The following is a 20,080-nucleotide window of genomic DNA, read 5'->3' as shown; positions in this document are numbered from 1 at the left end:
GTGAATATTTTTTGAAAGAAATTAGCTGCGACGGCGACTAAGCGATATTGGCAGTATTTCATTTGAATTGATTTAAAAAGAGACGTAGATTCGAAATCAAACGTATGTTTCATTGTGGGCGGATCCGGCTGGCAGGCTGGAGATGCCCACGGAACATGGGGCGTTTGGATAGACGGTTTTGGACCGGATCTGCTTGTTCTCTGAATGAACGGGACTCAAATCATGAAGAAAAAAATAAATTTCGGCTTATCGGTAACGGGGAAAGTGGCCGCGGCGCTGACTCTGGCGTTTTGGGCGGTGGAAGCCGCGATGGCGGCCGGCATCGTCGCCGGCGGCAACGGCGCGCAGCCGCAGGTGAGCAATGCCGCCAACGGCGCGGCGGTGGTCAATATCGTGGCGCCCAGCGCCGCGGGCCTGTCGCATAACCAATACCAGGATTTCAACGTCGGCAAGCCCGGCGCGGTGTTCAACAACTCCGCCGCCGGCGGCCAATCGCAGCTGGCCGGCCAGTTGGGCGCCAACGCCTTGCTGGGCGGGCGCGAAGCCAGCGTGATCTTGAACGAAGTGATCAGCCGCAACCCGTCCTTGCTGTTGGGCAAGCAGGAAGTGTTCGGCAAGGCCGCCGACTATGTGCTGGCCAACCCCAACGGCATCACCTGCAGCGGCTGCGGCTTCATCAACACGCCGCGCGCTTCGCTGCTGGTGGGCAACGCCAATATCGAAAACGGCGCCATCGCCTCCTTGCAGGCGGCGATGAACGGCAACGCGCTCAGCGTCAACGGCGCCGGTCTGAGTGGCGTCAACGTGCTGGACCTGATCGCGCCGCGCATCGATGTGCGCGGCAATGTCGCCGCGCGCGAGCAGCTTAATGTCCGCGCCGGTTTCAACCTGGTGGATTACCAGGGTCAGGACGCCAAGGTGCTGCGCAGCGATAAGGCGCCGGAAGGCGTGGGCTCGCTGGACAGCGTGTTCCTGGGCGCGATGCAGGCCGGCCGCATCAATATCATCAGCACCGCCGACGGCGCCGGCGTCAATGTGGGCGGCAACCTGAACGGCGCGCAGGAAGTGTCGGTGGACGCGCGCCAGGGCAAACTGGCGCTGGAAGGCGCGCAGATCCGCGCCAGCGAAGGCAAGGTGGCCCTGGCCGCGCGCCAGATCGACAGCCGCGGCCGGGCGGAAACCTCCACCACCCAGGACAGCGGCCACGACGAGAGCTGGTTCATCTGGAAAACCGGTGAAACCAATACCGCCAGCAATGGCAGCGATACCCGCATCAAGCGCAGCGTCATCAGCGCGCGCGACGATGTGAGCCTCAGCGCCGGCGACTCGGCGACCTTGGCCGCCACCGACATCAGCGGCCGCAATGTGGCGCTCAGCGGCAAGGATTTGACGCTGGACAGCCAAGTGGCGGACAGCGCGTCCAGCAACAGCAATCACGCCTGGAAAAACTCCTGGGCCTATAACCGCGACCAGAGCGAAACCAGCCAGCGCCAGGAAGGCGTGCGCATCCGCGCCGAGCAGGACGCCACGCTGACCGCGGCGGCGACGGCGGCGGACAACCAGGCGGTGGACGGCGCGCAGCCGCGCGGCCAGATCGCCATCCGCGGCGGCAGCGTCAGCGCCGGCCAGGACATCCGCCTGCAGGCCGACGGCGGCGTGAAGCTGAGCGGCGTGACGGAAACCGATACCCGCAGCGACCGGGGCAACCGCAAGAACGACGGCGCCAGCCTGGAAACCGGCTCTTGGGACCATGCGTCCAGCGAGCAGCGCCTGGCGCAAAGCCAGTTGCGCGCCGGCCGTGATCTGGATATCCGCGCCAGCGGCGACATCGACGCCAAGGCGGCCAAGCTGGCCGCCGGCCGCGACGCCTCCCTGGGCGCGGGCGGCGCGCTCGGCCTGGGCGTGCAGCAGACGACGAACCAGAACAGCCAGCGCAACGACCAGGTGTACTGGGGCGGCATCGGCGGCGGCGGCAACCGCGACAACGGCAAGACCGACACCGTCAACAACGGCAGCGATCTGACCGCCGGCGGCAAGCTGACGCTGCGCGGCGACAGCGTGGCGATCGCCGGCAGCCGCGCCCGCGGCGAGCGGGACGCGGTGGCGATCAGCCGCAACGGCGACATCAGCATCGACAGCGTGGTCAACCAATCGCAAACCCGCACCGATCAGCGTAGCGGCACCGCCTTCAACATCACCAAGAGCAGCAGCAAGGGCAATGCCAGCCAGCAGCAGGCGGTCAACGCCGAGCTGAAGTCCGACACCAATCTGAGCATCCAGTCCGCCAAGGACGTGGCGATCAGCGGCAGCCAGGTGCGCGCCGGCGGCGAATTGAACGTGGCCGCCAACGGCGACATCAAGGTGGCGGCGTCGCAGACCCGCGACAAGGTAGAGAGCAAGGACACCGAGCTGGCGCTGCGCGGCGTCGGCGACATCACCGGCGACAAGCAGTACCGCGGCGGCGTGCGCATCGAGCACAGCAGCAGCAGCGTGGACCGCGACGCGACCCAGAACCAGGCGGCGACGTTGTCCGGCGACAAGGTGGCGCTCAATGCTCAGGGCGATCTGACGGTGACCGGCTCCAAGCTGAACGCCGGCGCCGGCGGCGCGGCCCTCAGCGGCCAGAACGTCAGCCTGAACGCGGCGCAGGACACGGTGAAGGAAAGCAAGAGCAGCAGCGTCACCGGCGGCGGCCTCTATATCGACGCCGGCCTGGACAAGACCGGGGTGGCGTTGGGCGTGGACCAGAAGAACAGCCGCAGCCAGTCCGACAGCAGCACGGCCCAGGTCAGCGCGATCAACTCCAAGGGCGGGGTCAGCATCGTCGCCGGCAACGGCGACGGCGACATCCGCAACCAGGGCGCCCAGGTCAAGGCTGATGGCGACATCAAGCTGGCCGGCGGCCGCATCGACAACCAGGCGGCCAACAGCAGCCAGAAAACCACCTCCGACAGCAGTCATTGGGGCGTGGAAGTGGGCGTCAACGCCGATTACAGCGGCGTGACCCGTCCGCTGGTGGCGGCAGGCGAGAAGGTGGCCAAGGGCGATGTGATCGGCGCGGCCGGCGCGGCCGGCGATCTGGGCGCGGCCAATCTGGGCGTGGATGTCGGCGTCAAGGCCGGCGTCGGCTCGGAAACCCGCCAGTCCAGCACCGCGCAGGCCAGCAGCCTGAACGGCGGCAATATCAAGGTGGACGCCAAGGCTGGGCTCAGCGATCAAGGCACCCAGTATCAGGCCGGCAACACGGTGGAGATCAAGGCGGACAGCCATCAGTTCAGCGCCGCGGCCAATACCCAGAGCCAGAGCGGCAGCAAGACCGAGGCCGATGTCGGCGTGCGCGTCTACACCACCACCGGCGAGGATGTGAACGTCAAGGCGGCCGGCAGCGGCAGCACGGTGACGAGCGCCTCGTCCAGCTCCACCGCGGTCACCGGCGGCATCCGCGCCGGCAACGGCGTCAAGGTGGACGTGGACAACAACGCCGCTTACCAGGGCGTGGCCATCGTCGGCGGCAAGGGCGCGGCCAGCGTCAACGCGGGCGGCGATCTGAGCTTCAGCCAGGCCAACAACAGCAGCAGCAGCGAGCAGCGCACCGTGGGTGGCAAGGCCAATCTGGCCATCACCACCAGCCCGATCGAAGGCGGCGGCAAGAATGTCGGCGGCAGCGGCGCGGTGGCGGTGAACGTGGACAAGCAGCAAGCCAAGTCCAGCACCGCCGTGACCGGCGGCGTGGACGCCGACGCCGGCGTGAGCTTGACGGCCGGCGGCAAGCTGGGTCTGCAGGGCGATAAGATCGCCAGCCGCGGCGACGTGACGCTGCAGGGCGACAAGGTGGAGTTCAAGGCCGCCGAATCCAGCGCCGACAAGTCCGGCAGCCAGTGGGGCTTCGATCTCAAGGCCGGCGGCAGCCAGAGCAATGGTCAGGAAAAGGCGAGCAAGGGCTTCAATGTGGGCGCCGGCGGCAATTACGCCAGCACCGACGAGTCCAGCCGCAGCCAGACCGGCGGCAGCGTGGTCAGCGGCGGCAAAGCCAGTATAGCGGCCGGCAGCGGCGGTATCCGCCTGAGCGGCACCCAGGTGCAGGGCGACAGCGCCAAGCTGGACAGCCAGGGCGATATCCGCCTGGAGTCGGCGCAGTCCAGCAGCCAGCGCAACAACTGGAGCGTGGCCGGCAATATCGGCGGCGGCAACAAGGCCAGCAGCGACAAGGAAAACGGCCAGATCAAGCCTGACAGCACCAAGAACGTGCATGACATCAAGGCTGGCCTGGAGGTGAAGGTGGATCAACAGGACAAGCTGAGCAACGCCAACGCCGCCGTGACCGCCAAGCAGCAAGTGGAACTGAACGCCGAAGGCAACGCCACTCTGGCCGGCGCCAATGTCAGCGGCAAGACCGTCACTGGCCAGGTGGGCGGCAAGCTGGCGCTGGAGAGCCGTCAGGACCGCGACAACAGCGTGAAGGTGGACGTGGCTCTGGGCGTCAACAGCTCCAACGGCAAGGAGGCCAGCCTGGTCGATCAGGCCGCCGACAAGGCCGGCCCGCTGAAGGACAAGGTGAAAGAGAAGGGCACCGAACTGGTCAACGCCGCGTCCGACAAGGTGAAGGAGAAGTACGACAGCCTGGCCTTCAACAAGGGCCTGAAGGAAGACACCACCAATGCGGTGAGCTTCAACGCCAACAGCGAAACCGTCACCCTGCCCGAGCAGCCGACCTCCGGCCCGGCCAAGTCCGGCACCCTGGATACCCTGGCGCGCAAAGGCGGCAACACGTTGAAGGACAAGCTGCTGAACGCCCAGGACAAGGGCACCGAGCTGAAGGCTGACGTGGACGTCAGCGTCAAGCGCGACAACTCGGTGGGCGTCGTTACCGGCATCGCCGGCGCCGACGGCGTGACCCTGCAAGTGGGCGGCAAGACCCAGCTGACCGGCGCGACCGTGTCGTCCGCCAACGGCAAGGTGGACCTGGGCGATTCCAAGGTGGAAACCGCCGACATCGCCACCGAGCGCTACAAGGGCGGCGGCGGGGTCAAGCTGAACAGCACCCCGTCAGGCATCCTGAAGCAGGCGGTCAGCGACGTGACTTCCGGCAAGGCGCCGCTGATCCGCGCCGAGCATGAGAATACGCCGACCGTGGTGAAAGGCGGCATCCAGAGCAAGTAAGACGCTTGATCCAAGCGAAAACCCCCGCCGGGCAACTGGCGGGGGTTTTGTTTTGGAGTGGCTGTTATTACAGGGGAATGAACTCGGTCTCGCCCGGCACCATCGGGAAACGCTGGGCGATCCAGTCCGCGCGCGCCTGGGCCAGCCGCTCGCGGCGGCTGGACACGAAGTTCCAGTCCAGATAGCGCGGGCTGGCCGGCGGCGTGCCGCCCAGCAGCATCACCCGGCTGTCGCGCCGCGCGATCAGTTCGCCGCCCTGGCCGGTTCGCAGCAGGCCCAATTCGTTGGCGTTCAGCGCGGCGCCGTCCACGTCCAGTTCGCCGGCGGCGACATAGGCGGCCAGTTCGTCCACGCCTTCCGGCAGCGCCAAGCGCGCGCCGGCCGGCATGGCGGCGCTGGCGTAGAACACCGGCAGCGGATAGGCGACCGGCGAGCGACGGCTCCAGCCTTCGCCCATCAGCAGGTTCAGTTCCACTCCGTCCTGGTTCCAGTGGGGCAAGTCCTCGGCCGGGTAATGCGCGAAGGCCGGCGCGCATTCCTCCAGTTCATCCGGCAGCGCCAGCCACAGCTGCATGCCTTCCACCGCCACGCCTTGCTGGCGAATGTCGGCCGGCACCCGCTCGGAGTGGGTGATGCCGCTGCCGGCGGTCATCAGGTTGACCGCGCCGGGCGCGATGCGCTGCACCGTGCCCAGGCTGTCGCGATGCATCATCGCGCCGGAGAACAGATAGGTGACGGTGGCCAGGCCGATGTGCGGATGCGGCCGCACATCGCCGGCGCTGCCTTCGGCGGCGAAACGGGCCGGGCCCATGTGATCGAGAAACACGAAGGGGCCGACGCGGCGCGCCTGGCGGGTGGGCAACAGCCGGCGCACCGGAAAGCCGATGTCGCGGTCCAGGCTGGCGATGGTTTGGGTAAGCAGCGGCATGGCGGCTCCAGCTTAGGGTTTGAGGGTCAGAAGCGGCCGTCCCGAAAATCGGCTATCGCTTCTTCCACTTGTTCGCGCGTATTCATCACGAAGGGGCCCCATTGCGCGATGGGTTCGCCCAGGGGCTTGCCGGCAATCAGCAGCAAGCGGCTGTCGGCCGCGGCGCGGAGGCTGACGCCGTCGCTGTCGGCGCGGTTGTCCAGTACCGCCATCTGCCTTGCCTTGACGCCGCGCTGTTGCGCGCCGACGGCGATCTCGCCCTGATAAACATAGAGGAAGGCGTTGTGGCCGGCGGGGATTTCCAGCGTCTCTTCGCTGCCGGCGTCCAGCCGCAGGTCCAGGTACAGCGGTTCGGTGGCTTCGCGTTCCACCGCGCCGGCCTGGCCGCGCCAGTGGCCGGCGATCAGTCGCGCCTCGCCTTGGGCCGGCGCAGACGGAATCTCGGCGGCGGGGATGTCGCGATACCACGGCGCGCACAGCTTGCGCTCCGCCGGCAGGTTCAGCCACAGCTGGAAGCCGTGCATCAGGCCATCCTCTTGTTCCGGCAGTTCGGAATGCACGATGCCGCGGCCGGCGGTCATCCATTGCACGCCGCCGGGGCCGAGCAGGCCTTCGTTGCCGGTATTGTCGCGGTGGCGCATGCGGCCGGCCAGCATATAGGTGATGGTTTCGAAGCCGCGGTGCGGATGGCTGGGAAAGCCGGCGATGTAGTCGTCGGGATTGTCGGAACGGAATTCGTCCAGCATCAGGAAAGGGTCCAGCCGCCTTTGCAGATCGGAGCCGAGCACGCGCAGCAGGCGCACGCCTGCGCCGTCCGACACCGCCTGGCCGTTGACCAGGCCTTCCGCTTCCCGGCTGATGAATGGGTGTTGCATGGCCATGTCTCCCTGTGGGGCCGGACTGGCGTCCGGCGGTTTACATGGCCGGATTATTGCGCGCCGCCGACGCGCTTGATAGCGCAAAGAATTGCGCGTCAGATTCAAAAAATCTGAACGCGCAGCGGCCTCAACTCAGGGCGGCTTGCTGGCTCTGTCCGCGCAGATAGTCTTCCAGCGCGTGGCCGGCGGACAGGATGTGGAAGCGGATGAATTCCGCCGCCTCGTCGGCCTTGCCCTGGCGGGACAGCTCCAGCAGCTTGCTGTGCTCCTCGTGCGCCCGCTCCATGGTGCGGGTGAACAGGATCTGCATCCGGGTGTAGCGGTCGGTCTTGTTGTGCAGCTGCTCGATCAGCGCCAGCGTGTTGGGCCGCTTGGCGGCGCGCTACAAGGCCAGGTGGAAGCGGGAGTTCAATTCCCCCCAGTGGCGCACGTCGTTGTTGCGCAGCGCTTGTTCGAATTCGCGCAGGGTTTGCTGGGCCAGATCGTGATCGGCCTTGGTGTGACAGGGGATGGCGGCTTTGAGCACCGAACCTTCCAGCATCGCGCGGATTTCCAGCAGCTCCAGCACGTCTTCCAGCGACAGCTTGGACACCAGCGCGCCCTTGTGGTCGATGATCTGGATCAGGCCTTCGGCTTCCAGCTGGCGCAGCGCCTCGCGCACCGGCACCCGGCTGACGCCGTATTCATTGGACAGCGCCTCTTGGCGCAGTTGTTGGCCATCGGCGAACTCTCCGGAGAGAATGCGCTGGCGCAGGGATTCGGTTACGGCACTGGTGAGCGTCTGGCGCTTGATCGGCTGCATGGTGGTCATGGTGGTGGGTGTCGTCGTCAGTCAAGCGGTGTCATGCAAATGTATTCGATTATACGGAGCTTGAACTGTCAGACAAGGCCCAAAACTGACCTTATGAGTCGCTAAAATGAAAAAACCCGGCATTTGGCCGGGTTTTTTTAAGATTTGGGGTGGATGATGGGGCTCGAACCCACGACAACAGGAATCACAATCCTGGACTCTACCAACTGAGCTACATCCACCGCCGAAAGCGGTGAGCCGACGCCATGAGGCGGCAACTTTAAATAGGGTGGGGTGGATGATGGGGCTCGAACCCACGACAACAGGAATCACAATCCTGGACTCTACCAACTGAGCTACATCCACCACTGAAAACAAGCACTGCATTGTACCACAATTACTTGGCGCGCCCGACAGGACTCGAACCTGTAACCCCCGGCTTAGAAGGCCGGTGCTCTATCCGGTTGAGCTACGGGCGCTCGGTCGGGCTTCGCCTTACTGCTGGTCGGGGCGGCGGGATTCGAACTCGCGACCCCCTGATCCCAAATCAGGTGCGCTACCAGGCTGCGCTACGCCCCGACGACAGAGACCGCAACTATACGGATGGCGATTTGGGCTGTCAACACCTGTTTGTAATTAAATTGCGGCCGGCCAGGGGCGCGATATTGGCCGGGCGGCGGGCTGGGCGGCACTTCCCTTTATTTATCTTGATCTTAAGTAAGTTTTGTTGCGCAGCGGCATTTCGGAGGCCGCCGAAAAATGCGAGAATATGCGCCTTCTTTTTCAGCCTCTATTATGGAACCGGCCCATGGCAGCACAACTGATTGACGGCAAAGCGGTAGCGGAAAAACTGATCGCCAAGGTGGGCGAGGGCGTGCAGGCGCGCCTGGCCGCGGGCAAGCGCGCCCCGGCGTTGGCGGTGATCCTGGTGGGCGAGGACCCGGCGTCCGCGGTCTACGTGGGCAGCAAGAAGCGCTCCTGCGAGAAAGCCGGCATCCGTTCGCTGGCCTATGATCTGCCGGCCGATACCAGCCAACAGGCGCTGCTGGACATCATCGACCGCTTGAACGCGGACGCGGAGGTGGACGGCATCCTGGTGCAGCTGCCGCTGCCCAAGCAGATCGACCCGCAGGCGGTGATCGAGCGCATCGACCCGAAAAAGGATGTCGACGGCTTCCATCCCTATAATATGGGCCGGCTGGCGATCAAGATGCCGTTGCTGCGTCCCTGCACCCCGCGCGGCGTGATGACGCTGCTGGAAGAATACGGCATCGATCCCAAGGGCAAGAAAGCGGTGATCGTCGGCGCGTCCAATATCGTCGGCCGTCCGCAGGCGCTGGAAATGCTGCTGGCGCGCGCCACGGTGACGGTGTGCCACAGCGCCACCGCCGATCTGGCCGCCGAAGTGGCCGCCGCCGACATCGTGGTGGCCGCGGTGGGCATCCCCAACTTCGTCAAGGGCGAGTGGATCAAGCCGGGCGCGGTGGTGATCGACGTGGGCATCAACCGTCTGGACAGCGGCAAGCTGTGCGGCGACGTGGCGTTCGCCGCGGCGGCCGAGCGCGCCGGCTTCATCACCCCGGTGCCGGGCGGCGTCGGCCCGATGACGGTGGCCACCTTGCTGCAGAACACTCTGGATTCCGCCAATATGCACGCTTGAACGGCGCGCCGTTCAGCCCAAAACGCCATCGCCGCTTCCGCTGCGGCGGCGTTTTTGTTTTATCGGCGCGCGATAGGGCCGGCGCTTGCAAACAAAGCGAGACGCTGGCGGCCCGGCTATCGTAAAATCGACGGTTTTAGTTAGCAGTAAGCAAATCCGATCATGAGTCAAGACAAGCAATCGGCCACGCTGTTGATCAGCGCGCCGGACAAGAAGGGCCTGGTGGCGGCCATCGCCAACTTCCTGATGACCTACAACGCCAACATCATGCACGCGGACCAGCATCAGGACACCAGCGAAAACCTGTTCCTGATGCGGGTGCAGTGGGATGTGGACGGCTTCACCCTGCCGATGGAGAACTTCGCCGCCGCCTTCCAGCCGATTGCCGACGAACACGCGATGAACTGGAAGGTGTCGCTGTCCACCCGCAAGCCGCGGATGGCCATCTTCGTATCCCAGTACGAGCACTGCCTGGTGGACCTGATGCACCGCTGGCGCATCGGCGAGCTGGACTGCGAGATCCCGCTGGTGATTTCCAATCACGAAACCTGCCGCCGGCTGGTGGAATTCAACGGCATTCCCTTCCATGTGATCAAGGTCACCAAGGACAATAAGGAAGAGGCCGAGGCCGAGCAGTTCCGCCTGCTGGAAGAGGCCGGCGTGGACTTCATCGTGCTGGCCCGCTATATGCAGATCCTGTCCCAGGGTTTCGTCGAGCGCTATCCGGACCGGGTGATCAACATCCATCACAGCTTCCTGCCGGCATTCGACGGCGCCAAGCCTTATCACCGCGCGTTTGCGCGCGGGGTGAAGCTGATCGGCGCCACCAGCCACTACGTGACCGAGGATCTGGACGAGGGCCCGATCATCGAGCAGGAAGTCACCCGCATTTCTCACCGCGACGAAGTGGACGACCTGATCCAGAAAGGCCGCGACCTGGAAAAAGTGGTGTTGTCGCGCGCCGTGCGCTGGCATATGGACAACCGCGTGCTGTCCTATAACAACAAGACGGTAGTCTTTGACTGAGAGCGGACATGCGCCTGCTGATTGACGATGTGGTGGATTTGCTGCGCTTCCGGGTCAAGCCCCTGGGCGAGTATCAGTATCCGCGCTGGCAGACCCTGTTGTTCCTGATCGCGCTGGGCCTGGTGGCCAGCGCCGACACCGCTGAGCTGGGCAACAACCTGACCGGCCGCATGCTGTTCATGGTGTTGTTCACGCTGGCGGAAACCCTGTGTTTCGCCGGCTTCATCGGCCTATGGCTGCGTTTTGCCAAGTGGGACGGCCATGGTTCGCTGTTCGGCCTGGTGGCGGTGGCCAGCGGCCTGCAGTTCGTGGAACCGCTGACCAGCTGGCTGCCGGACGACGCGGCGCTGGCGGTCAACGGGGTGTTGTCCATCTTCGGCATTCTGGTGTTGGTCAACGCGCTGGCCGTGGTGTCGGGCATTCACCGGCTGCGGGTGGCGCTGGGGGTGTTGTTGTTCGCGCCGGTGGCCATGGTCTTGCTGGCCGGGGCCTTGTCGCTGGGTTCGGCGGCGGGCTGGGTGGATTTGCCCGCCGGCGTGGCCGACGCCGCGCGTGGAGCGGAGAGCTCGGCGCCCGCAAGCGGCATCTGAGCCGCAGGCTGAAAAAAGAACAGGACATGCCAAGGCATGTCCTGTTTTGCATGGAGGGCGCGTGAACGGGCCGGCGCGCTCAATCCACCTTGGCGATGTAGCGGGCCAGGCCCAGCAGCGCGCGCAGCGCGTCGCCCTTGGCGGTGACTTCGCCGCGCAGCCGCGCGTAGCGGCGCAGGATGGCGCGGCCCTCTATGAACAGGTCCATGTCGGTGTCCGGCGAGGACACCAAGGCGATGCGTTCGATTTCCCCCTGCGGGCGCGGCTGGCCCTGCGCGATGCACAGGTAGACCTTGTGCGCGTTGAACGGGGTGATGTGATCGAACAGATACAGCATGGAGTTGATGCGCAAGCCGGTTTCTTCCCGCACTTCGCGGATCAGCGCCTGGGAACGCAGTTCGCCGCGGGCGGCCTTGCCGCCGGGAAGATTGTAGCGGCCGCCTTTGGCCGCGGTGACCAGCACGCCGTCGGGCAGTTCGATAATAGCGGTTGCGCGCCTGGCCAGGTCAGCCGGCAGGCGCTCGTTTCTTTTTTCTTCCAAAACACTCATTCTTCAAAAAAATTAGTTAGGGCCACCGGCGAGAGTGGCCCTGGATATTATTTTTCCATTCTAAAGCACTAGACCGATCAGTCCAATAAGCTGTGCTCAAAATTTACTCATATATCTGATTTGAATGAGATAAATCGTTCAGCCATTCAAATTGAAACCATGCGGTTTCCGCGCTCAAAGCAGTTTGGCCAATAAACCGCCCAGACCCACCAGCAGGCAGTAGTAGCCAAACGGGCGCAGCGACTCGATTTCGCTTTTCTTGAAGTAGCGCATCAGGAAGGCGGTGCTGGCGTAAGCGCAGGCGCCGGACAGCAGGCCGCAGGCCAGCAGCATTCCTGCGGAAACCTGGCTGTGCGCCAGCTTGGGCACTTCCAGCACGCCGGCGGCGGCGATGATGGGGGTGGCCAGCAGGAAGGAGAAGCGCGCGGACGAGGCGTAGTCCAGGCCGTGGGCGAGGCCGGTCACCAGGGTGGCGCCGGAGCGGGAGAAGCCGGGCAGCAGGGCCAGGGCCTGGCCCGCGCCTATCTTGATCGCGCCGGAGAAGCTGAGCCGCTCCAGGTCCAGATGGGCTTGCTTCCGTTTCAGGCGGTCGCCCCACAGCAGGAGCAAGCCGTTCAGGCTGAGGAAGATCAGCACCGCGGTGGTGCTGGTGAACAGCGCGCGCAGCTGTTTTTCCAGCAGCAGGCCCAGCAAGCCGGCGGGGATGGTGCCGGCGATCAGCAGCCACATCAGCCGGGCGTCCGGATTGGAGGCCTTGCCGCCGGCCTTGAGGAAGCCGCCTATCAGTTGTAGCCAGTCGCGGCGGAAGTACAGCAGCAGCGCGGCGGCGGTGCCCAGGTGCAGCACCACCATGAAGGGCAGGAAATCCGGGCTCATGCGGTTGATGGACCAATGCAGCCAGTCCGGTATCAGCACGCCGTGGCCCAGGCTGCTGACGGGAAAGAGTTCGCTGACGCCCTGTATGACGGCGAACAGCAGGGCTTCGATAGGGTTCATGGCGGGTCCTGTGGCGGTGGGAGGCGGCTTGCGCCGGCCTGCTTATCAACGCCGCCGCCGCGGACCGGTTGACCGGCTCAGTTGCGCTGCCGGCGTTCCAGCGCTTGTTCCTCCTCTTCCAGCCGCCGGCGAATGGCGGAGAAGAAGCGGTGGATGCCGTGCACGGATTCGGACAGCTCGGCCAGGCATTGTTGGCGCCGCTCGGGCGTCAGCGCGGGCATTTGCACTTCCGGGTCCGGATTGCGCTCGAAAGCCAGGGTCAGGATGGGCTCCAGCAGCGGCGCCTGCTCCGGATCGTCGAACAGCAGGCCCCAGTCCTCGTTCAGCAATTGCATGCCTTCGGAAAAGCCTTCGGCCCAGTCGTTGCCGCGGATCTCGCCGGCGGCGTCCGCTTCCAGCCAGGGTTGGAAGGCGTCGTCCTCGCGCAGCGCGGCGGAGACGTCCAGCCAATGCCCCATCAACAGTTTGGCGAACTGTTCCAGCGCCTTGTCGCTGGGAAAGGCGGCATCGTCGTCGAAGGCGTCGCCGATGATGGCGGGCAGGCATTCTGTCGGCTTGATCGGTTCCGGGCCGCAGAGCAGGGCGGCGAAGAAGCCGTCCAGATGTTCCAGATTCATGCCTTGCTGCGGCAGGAAGCGGTTCAGGGTGGCGGCCAGGCGTTGGTAGTCGGCGTCGGAAAGCGGGGTATGGCTCATGGCGGACCAGGGCTAGGGAGAAAAGCCCATTATCCGCCATCTGGCGGCCCAGCGCACCGCCGGCCGCGCGGCGCGTCGCAATCACGATGCGGAGGGCTTGACGGCTCTGTTACAATCGTTCTTTTTTGACCCAACCTCCAATAGGTTTCCATCATGTTGACCGTGTATAACACCCTGACCCGCCAGAAAGAAGAGTTCAAACCCATCGAGCCCGGCAAGGTGTGTATGTACGTGTGCGGCATGACGGTCTACGACCTCTGTCATATCGGACACGCGCGCATGTTGGCGGCCTTCGACGTGATCTATCGCTGGCTGGACGCGTCCGGCTACGACGTCACCTATGTGCGCAATATCACCGATATCGAGGACAAGATCATCAAGCGCGCCGCCGAGCGCGGCATTCTGCCGCAGCAGTTGGTGGAAGAGACCATCGCCGACATGCGCCAGGACGCCGCCGCGCTGAGCCTGTTGCCGCCGACGTTCGAGCCGCGCGCCACCCAGCATGTGCCGGGCATGGTGGCTATGATCGAAAAGCTGATCGCCAACGGAAAGGCCTACGCCGCGGACAACGGCGATGTGTATTACGCGGTGCGCGAGTTCGAGGGCTACGGCAAATTGTCCGGCCGCACCCTGGACAAGCTGCGCGCCGGCGAACGGGTGGAAGTGGACCCGCACAAGCGCGATCCGCTGGACTTCGTGTTGTGGAAAGCGGCCAAGCCGGGCGAGCCGTCCTGGGACAGCCCGTGGGGCGCGGGGCGTCCGGGCTGGCATATCGAGTGCTCGGTGATGAGCTGTCATCATCTGGGCGAGCAGTTCGACATCCACGGCGGCGGCGAGGATCTGCAATTCCCGCACCATGAGAACGAAATCGCCCAGTCCGAGGGCGCCCATGGCCACCAGTACGTTAATTACTGGCTGCACAACGGCTTCATCAATGTCGACGGCGAGAAAATGTCCAAATCGCTGGGCAATTTCTTCACCATCCGCGACGTGCTGGGCCATTTCGACGGCGAGGTGATCCGCTTCTTCATCGTGCGCAGTCATTACCGCAGCCCGGTGAACTACACCGACAGCATCCTGGTCGACGCCAAGCACGGCCTGACCCGGCTCTATACCGCCTTGCGCGGCCTGGAGCTGCCGGCCTCCGCCGGCATAGACTGGAAGGACCCGTTCGCCGCGCGCTTCCAGACCGCGATGAACGACGACTTCAATTCTTCGGAAGCGGTGGCGGTGTTGTTCGAGCTGGCCGGCGAAGTCAACAAGAGCCGCGATCCGCGTCAGGCGCGCCTGCTGAAGGATCTGGGCGGCGTGCTGGGCCTGCTGCAGCGCGACCCGGAAGACTTCCTTAAGGGCGGCGCCGGCGACGAGGAGTTGTCGGCCGAGGCGGTGGAAGCCTTGATTCAGGCGCGCAAGGATGCGCGCGCCGGCAAGAACTGGGCGGAGTCCGACCGCATTCGCGATGAGTTGACCGCCAAGGGCATCGTGCTGGAAGACAGCGCCCAGGGCACGGTCTGGCGCCGCGCCTGAGCCGCCGTTGACAGTGGATTTGGCACTTGTCAAGCGGCGGCAAAGCGCGGATAATCGATAGTTTCGCAAGCAGTACAGGCAAATCCCCTGTACCCGATTTGAAAGGAAGACACATGAAAACCGATATTCACCCGACTTACAAAGACCTGACCGTTACCTGCTCCTGCGGTAGCCAGTTCGTGACCAAGTCCACCATGTCCAAGGACGCGTTCGGCATTGAAGTTTGCTCCAACTGCCATCCGTTCTACACCGGCAAGCAAAAGATCGTCGACACCGCCGGTCGCGTTGACAAGTTCAACCAAAAGTTCGGCGGCTTCTTCAAGCGCTAAGCGCCGAGGATACGTTGGACACCCAGAAAAAGGCAGCTCAGGCTGCCTTTTTTCTATGATTCCGGCGCGGCGGCGGCAGGGTTTGGCAGATTCCGGCCGGCGGCGCGCGTACCTATATCTGCAAGGTTGAGGCCATGGCGATCCACATCGTTTACCTGTCCCACGGCGGCAAGAAATACTACGACCAGACCCGCTTTTCCGTGTTGAGCCTGTTGAATTTGCTGCTGAAGCAGCAGCGGCAGGACGTGAAGATCATGGTGTACACCGACGCGCCGGACAGCGTGCCCGCGCATCCCCTGGTCCGCACCGAGACCCTGAGCCGGGCGCAGTTGCAGGCGTATCGCGGCCAGTTCGACTATGTGCACCGCATCAAGCTGGAAGTGATGCTGAAGGCGGCGCGCGAACTGGGCACCGCCGTCTTGTACGTGGACTGCGACACCCGCTGGCTGCGCGTGCCGGACGAGCTGTTCGCCCGGCTGGAAGCAGGCAACGCCAGCTGCATGCACGTCAACGAAGGCGTGTTCGGCCCCGGTTTCTTCCCGGACTATCTGGCCGCGGTGGACAAGCACGGCGCCGAGCTGCGCAAGATGGGCGTGGCCGACGTTCAGGGCCTGGCGATGTGGAACGCCGGCGTGGTCGGCGCTTCCGCCGGCATGGTGCCCTTCTTTGAAACCGCCTTGCGCATCAACGACTTCCTGCTGCCGCGCGTGGAAGCGCGCAACTGGACAGAGCAGCTGGCCTGGTCGCTGGTGGCCTGCGACGGCCGTCAGCCGCTGGCGCTGGGGGATGCGCTGCATCATTACTGGAACTACAGTTACGAGGCGCCGCTCTACCTGGCTGAAGTGTTCGCCGGCATGGCGCCGGACTGGGATGTGGCGCGCCAGTCCCAGTACTGCGGCGAATTCGCCTGGGACGAGGCGAGGCTGAAGACGATACAGGCCGATCCCGATCACAAGCGCCAGCGCCGCCGCAACAAGTTGCGCAACTCCATCGCCAAGCGCAAGGTGGATTGGCGCATTCTGATCGCTCGCTTGCGCGGCGCTTTGCCGTCGGCTGATTGAAAGGGGCCTCGAACAATCGTCGCGAGCGGTTCGAGAGCAAGGCGCGCCGCAGCGCTCGGGCCGCGCGGTAGATCTTTCGAGCTCCCCTGAAACTGTTTGAACGAGACTCATGCTCACTTATTCGGAACAATCCCAAACCCTGGCCAAGCCCACGGAAAAACCGTGGATTCTGCTGCTGCTGTGCTTTGTCTGGCTGTGGCCGGGCATCTTGGGCCACGATCCGTGGAAGCCGGACGAGCCCTTCGTGCTGGCGGCGGTGCAGGGCATGCTGGACACCGGCAACTGGCTGCTGCCCACGGTGCAAGGCGCGCCCTATCTGGATAGCCCGCCGCTGTATTACTGGGTGGCGGCCTTCATGGTCAAGCTGCTGTCTCCCTGGCTGCTGGCGGCGCACGACGCCGCGCGGCTGGCCACGCCCTTGTTCATGGCGCTGGCCTTGCTGCTGGCCGGCATGGCCGGCCGCGATCTGATCGGCCGTCGTCACGGCCGCAGCGTGGTGATGGTGCTGATAGGCTGCGTCGGCCTGGTGGAAACCGGCCATCAGCTGACCTCGGTGGTGGCCGGTTTCGCTGGCTTCGCCGCCGCCTTCTACGCGCTGTCGCTGACCCTGCGTTCGCCCGGTCTGGCCGGCGCCTTGCTGGGCGCGGCCAGCGCGGCCATCTTCCTCAGCGCCAGCCTGATGGAGCTCTTGCTGCTGTGGATGGTGGTCTTGCTGCTGCCGGCCTTCTCCGCCTGGCGCAGCAAGCAATACGCGATCACCGTGCTGCTGGCCTTGCTGATCGCCGCGCCCACCTCCCTGGTGTGGCCGCTGGCGCTGGCCAAGAGCCATCCGGACGCGTTCAATCTGTGGTGGAACGAGTACTCGCTGGGCCAGCTCAACGGTTTTGGCCGGGTACAGCTGTTCCACGACTTCGGCTACTACAGCCTGAACGCCTTGTGGTTCGCCTTCCCGGCCTGGCCGTTGGCCGCCTGGACCTTGTACCGCAACCGGGAACGGCTGGATCAGGCGCGCTTGCAATTGCCGCTGATGTTCTTCGCCGTGGTGTTGATCCTGCTGACCTTGTCCAGCCGTCCCAATATGACTTACGCGATGCCGCTGCTGCTGCCGCTGTCCTTGCTGGCGGCGGTGGAGCTGGACAATCTCAAGCGCGGCGCGGCGGCCTTCCTCAACTGGTTCGGCCTGATGACCTTCGGCTTCTTCGCTATCCTGGTGTGGGCCGGCTGGGCGGCGATGAACTTCGGCTGGCCGCGGGGCCTGGCCGGGCGCGCCCAGTATTTCAGCCCGTATTATCAGGAGCACGTGTCCAGCCTGGCCGCGGTGTGCGCGGTGATCGCCACCCTGGTGTGGCTGTGGGCGCTGACGCGCAAGCATTTGCGCGGCCGCCAGGCCATCAGCAACTGGGCGGCGGGCCTGACCCTGCTGTGGGGTTTGGGCATGACCTTGTGGCTGCCGTGGTTCGACGCCGCCAAGAGCTACCGTCCGGTAGTGGAGCGGATGATGAAGGCGCTGCCGGCCAACGCCGCCTGCGTGGCGACCGAGAGCCGCAATCAGCTGGCGCTGATCAGCTGGCGCTATTACGCCGGCCTGGACCTGGTGTCCTATCCGGCGGGCAACGCCTCGCCCTGCGACTACCAGCTGGTGGTGCGCTCGGAGGACGAGGGCATCGCCGAGCCGGGTTGGGAAGTGCTGTGGTACGGCTCCCGGCCGCGCGAGCAGAATATGATGTTCGCGCTATTGCGGCGCATTCATCCGCATGAGCAATAAGAGCGGCGAGCAAACCCCCTGACGTGCGTGGCGCGCCTTGCCCCAGCGGTAAAACCGGGTTTTGTTAAGCAGGCTAAAAACCCCCGCATTCATTAATCAATGCGGGGGTTTTTCATGGGCCGCGCATGGGCTCAGCTTTGCAGTTCGTCCAGGTTCTCGAACAGCTTCAGCGCTTCCGGATTGGCCAGCGCGGTGAGGTTGCTGACCGGCTGGCCGTGGATCACGTTCTTCACCGCCAGCTCGACGATCTTGCCGCTGATGGTCTTGGGGATGTCGGCGACGGCGATGATCTTGGCCGGCACGTGGCGGGGGCTGGCGCCGGTCTTGATCTGCGCCTTGATCCGCTGCTGCAGGTCTTCGTCCAGCCGCGCGCCGGCGCGCAGGCGCACGAACAGCAGCACGCGCTCGTCGTCCTGCCACTGCTGGCCGACGGCGATGCTTTCCAGCACCTCGTCGAAAGCCTCCACCTGGCGATAGATCTCCGCGGTGCCGATGCGCACGCCGCCGGGATTGAGCACCGCGTCGGAACGGCCGTAGATGATCATGCCGTCGTGGGCGGTGAGTTCGGCGTAGTCGCCGTGGCACCAGATATTGTCGAAACGGCCGAAATAGGCCTGGCGGTACTTGCCGCCGTCGGGATCGTTCCAGAAGCCCACCGGCATCGACGGGAAGGGGCGGGTGCACACCAGCTCGCCTTTTTCGCCGCGCACCGGCCGGCCGTACTCGTTGTAGATGTCCACCGCCATGCCCAGGCCGCGGCATTGCAGCTCGCCGCGGTAGACCGGCAGGCTGGCGCAGCCCAGCGCGAAGCAGGACACGATGTCGGTGCCGCCGGACACCGAGGCCAGATTGATGTCGGCCTTGATGTTGGCGTAGACCCAGTCAAAGCTTTCCGCCACCAGCGGCGAACCGGTGGAGAACACCGCGCGCAGCGAATCCAGCTTCCATTCCCGGACCGGCGCGATGCCGCTCTTGCGCAGGCCGTCTATGTATTTGGCCGAGGTGCCGAAGTGAGTGAAGCGCTGCCGCTCGGCGTAGTCCCACAGCGTGCGGCCTTCGCCGACAAAGGGCGAGCCGTCGAACAGCATCAGCGCCGCGCCGGACGCCAGGCCGGACACCAGCCAGTTCCACATCATCCAGCCGCAGGTGGTGAAGTAGAACAGGCGGTCGCCATGGTGCACATCGCCGTGCAGCTGCTGTTCCTTCAGATGCTGCAGCAAGGTGCCGCCGGCGCCGTGGACGATGCACTTGGGCTTGCCGGTGGTGCCGCTGGAATACAGGATGAACAGCGGGTGCCGGAAGGGCCGCCGTTCAAAGCTCAGCGCTTGCGCTTGATACGCGGCGGTGAAGTCCGTCAGGGTGATGGCCTTGGGCACGTTTTCCGCGAACACGCCGGTTTCGCCCAGATAGGGCACCACGATGATTTGCCGCACCGAGGGCAGCGCCTCGGCCAGCGCCGCCATCTTGGCGCGGATGTCCACCGCCTTGCCGGCGTACCAATAACCGTCCGGGCAGAACAGCAGCTTGGGCTCGGTCTGGCCGAAGCGCTCCACCGCGCCGTCCGCGCCGAAGTCCGGCGAACAGCTGGTCCACACCGCGCCCAGGCTGTTGGCGGCCAGCATCGCGGCGATGGTTTCCGGCATATTGGGCATGAAGCCCGCCACGCGGTCGCCGGCCTGAATGCCGGCGCCGCGCATCGCTTGTTGCAGCAGCGACACCTGGGCGCGCAGCTCGCGCCAGCTCCAGCGCCGTTGCAGCTTGTCCTCGCCCCAGAACACCAGCGCGTCGCCGTCGTCGTCGCGGCGCAGCAGGTTTTCGGCATAGCTCAGCCGCGCCTCTGGGAAGAAGCGGGCGGCCAGCATATTGTCGCCGTCGCTCAGCGCGGTGGCGCCCTTGTCGCCGATCACGCCGCAGTAATCCCAGACCAAGGACCAGAAGCGCGCCGGGTCGGCCACGCTGGCGCGCCACAGTTCGGCGTAGCCGTTCAGTTTGCGGTCGTAGGACAGTTCGGCCAGCTTGGCGAAGGCGGTCAGGTGGGCGCCGGCCAGGCGGCCGGCGGAGGGGGTCCAGATGGGCGTGTCGGGGGTCATGCTTTCTCCTGATATTTTCTCCGCGCGCCGGCCCA

General features: G+C 65.0%; 14 protein-coding genes, 4 tRNA genes and 1 pseudogene. 8 read left to right on the top strand and 11 right to left on the bottom strand.

The features are described 5' to 3' along the window. The first annotated feature begins 222 nt into the window (after window positions 1–222). Window positions 223–5,160: a hemagglutinin repeat-containing protein gene (locus tag QUG03_RS14190; protein ID WP_500820281.1), complete on the top strand. Its 4,938-nt coding sequence runs from the start codon at window positions 223–225 to the stop codon at window positions 5,158–5,160. Between the two features lie 67 nt (window positions 5,161–5,227). Here QUG03_RS14190 and QUG03_RS14185 read toward each other — a convergent pair whose 3' ends face one another. The 7 genes and pseudogenes from QUG03_RS14185 to QUG03_RS14155 all read right to left on the bottom strand — a co-directional run bounded on the left by QUG03_RS14185 (window position 5,228) and on the right by QUG03_RS14155 (window position 8,335). Continuing rightward, on the bottom strand, window positions 5,228–6,088 hold the full coding sequence (locus tag QUG03_RS14185) for a pirin family protein (protein ID WP_500820280.1): 861 nt from the start codon (window positions 6,086–6,088) through the stop codon (window positions 5,228–5,230). A 26-nt stretch (window positions 6,089–6,114) separates the two neighbouring features. Further along, window positions 6,115–6,963 (bottom strand): pirin family protein, encoded by an 849-nt coding sequence (locus QUG03_RS14180; protein ID WP_488906700.1) that lies wholly within the window; start codon window positions 6,961–6,963, stop codon window positions 6,115–6,117. A gap of 130 nt (window positions 6,964–7,093) precedes the next feature. After that, window positions 7,094–7,768, bottom strand: a pseudogene (locus QUG03_RS14175) (GntR family transcriptional regulator). Window positions 7,769–7,922: 154 nt separating this feature from the next. Further along, a tRNA-His gene (locus QUG03_RS14170) sits at window positions 7,923–7,998 on the bottom strand. Window positions 7,999–8,046: 48 nt separating this feature from the next. After that, window positions 8,047–8,122 (bottom strand) — tRNA-His (locus QUG03_RS14165). Window positions 8,123–8,158: 36 nt separating this feature from the next. Further along, window positions 8,159–8,235: transfer RNA gene (locus QUG03_RS14160), tRNA-Arg, on the bottom strand. A gap of 23 nt (window positions 8,236–8,258) precedes the next feature. Beyond that, window positions 8,259–8,335, bottom strand: a tRNA-Pro gene (locus QUG03_RS14155). A gap of 229 nt (window positions 8,336–8,564) precedes the next feature. Here QUG03_RS14155 and folD point away from each other — a divergent pair. The 3 genes from folD (at window position 8,565) to QUG03_RS14140 (ending at window position 11,032) form a co-directional block, all read left to right on the top strand. Further along, window positions 8,565–9,416, top strand: a complete 852-nt coding sequence (folD, locus tag QUG03_RS14150; RefSeq protein ID WP_253315249.1) for a bifunctional methylenetetrahydrofolate dehydrogenase/methenyltetrahydrofolate cyclohydrolase FolD — start codon at window positions 8,565–8,567, stop codon at window positions 9,414–9,416. Between the two features lie 162 nt (window positions 9,417–9,578). Beyond that, window positions 9,579–10,442, top strand: coding sequence for a formyltetrahydrofolate deformylase (purU, locus tag QUG03_RS14145; RefSeq protein WP_048410466.1), 864 nt, complete (start codon window positions 9,579–9,581; stop codon window positions 10,440–10,442). An 8-nt stretch (window positions 10,443–10,450) separates the two neighbouring features. Then, window positions 10,451–11,032 carry a hypothetical protein gene (locus QUG03_RS14140; RefSeq protein WP_107799966.1) on the top strand — a complete coding sequence of 194 codons (582 nt, stop codon included), beginning with the start codon at window positions 10,451–10,453 and terminating at the stop codon, window positions 11,030–11,032. 79 nt (window positions 11,033–11,111) lie between these two features. Here QUG03_RS14140 and QUG03_RS14135 read toward each other — a convergent pair whose 3' ends face one another. The 3 genes from QUG03_RS14135 to QUG03_RS14125 all read right to left on the bottom strand — a co-directional run bounded on the left by QUG03_RS14135 (window position 11,112) and on the right by QUG03_RS14125 (window position 13,273). Then, complete coding sequence (locus tag QUG03_RS14135) at window positions 11,112–11,582, bottom strand: NUDIX hydrolase (RefSeq protein ID WP_048414591.1); 471 nt, start codon at window positions 11,580–11,582, stop codon at window positions 11,112–11,114. Between the two features lie 174 nt (window positions 11,583–11,756). After that, entirely contained in the window at window positions 11,757–12,578 is an 822-nt protein-coding gene (locus QUG03_RS14130; RefSeq protein ID WP_500820279.1) for an undecaprenyl-diphosphate phosphatase, read from the bottom strand. A 77-nt stretch (window positions 12,579–12,655) separates the two neighbouring features. After that, the gene (locus tag QUG03_RS14125) at window positions 12,656–13,273 is read right to left on the bottom strand and encodes a UPF0149 family protein (protein ID WP_107799964.1); all 618 of its coding nucleotides are present in this window, start codon (window positions 13,271–13,273) and stop codon (window positions 12,656–12,658) included. 153 nt (window positions 13,274–13,426) lie between these two features. On the opposite strand from QUG03_RS14125, the gene cysS reads away from it, so the two are divergent. The 4 genes from cysS to QUG03_RS14105 all read left to right on the top strand — a co-directional run bounded on the left by cysS (window position 13,427) and on the right by QUG03_RS14105 (window position 17,955). Next, window positions 13,427–14,800, top strand: a complete 1,374-nt coding sequence (gene cysS / locus QUG03_RS14120) for a cysteine--tRNA ligase (RefSeq protein ID WP_500820278.1) — start codon at window positions 13,427–13,429, stop codon at window positions 14,798–14,800. A gap of 113 nt (window positions 14,801–14,913) precedes the next feature. After that, window positions 14,914–15,129, top strand: a complete 216-nt coding sequence (gene rpmE, locus QUG03_RS14115; RefSeq protein ID WP_043593861.1) for a 50S ribosomal protein L31 — start codon at window positions 14,914–14,916, stop codon at window positions 15,127–15,129. Between the two features lie 134 nt (window positions 15,130–15,263). Continuing rightward, entirely contained in the window at window positions 15,264–16,190 is a 927-nt protein-coding gene (locus QUG03_RS14110) for a hypothetical protein (RefSeq protein ID WP_500820277.1), read from the top strand. A 109-nt stretch (window positions 16,191–16,299) separates the two neighbouring features. After that, entirely contained in the window at window positions 16,300–17,955 is a 1,656-nt protein-coding gene (locus QUG03_RS14105) for an ArnT family glycosyltransferase (protein ID WP_474455917.1), read from the top strand. 131 nt (window positions 17,956–18,086) lie between these two features. On the opposite strand, the gene QUG03_RS14100 is transcribed toward QUG03_RS14105, so the two are convergent. After that, window positions 18,087–20,045: an acetoacetate--CoA ligase gene (locus QUG03_RS14100; protein ID WP_500820276.1), complete on the bottom strand. Its 1,959-nt coding sequence runs from the start codon at window positions 20,043–20,045 to the stop codon at window positions 18,087–18,089. Window positions 20,046–20,080: the final 35 nt, after the last annotated feature.

This window comes from Chromobacterium sp. CCUG 30098 (assembly GCF_059916605.1).
Note: the sequence above shows the minus strand (reverse complement) of the source record. Positions and strands in the feature narration are given on the sequence as shown.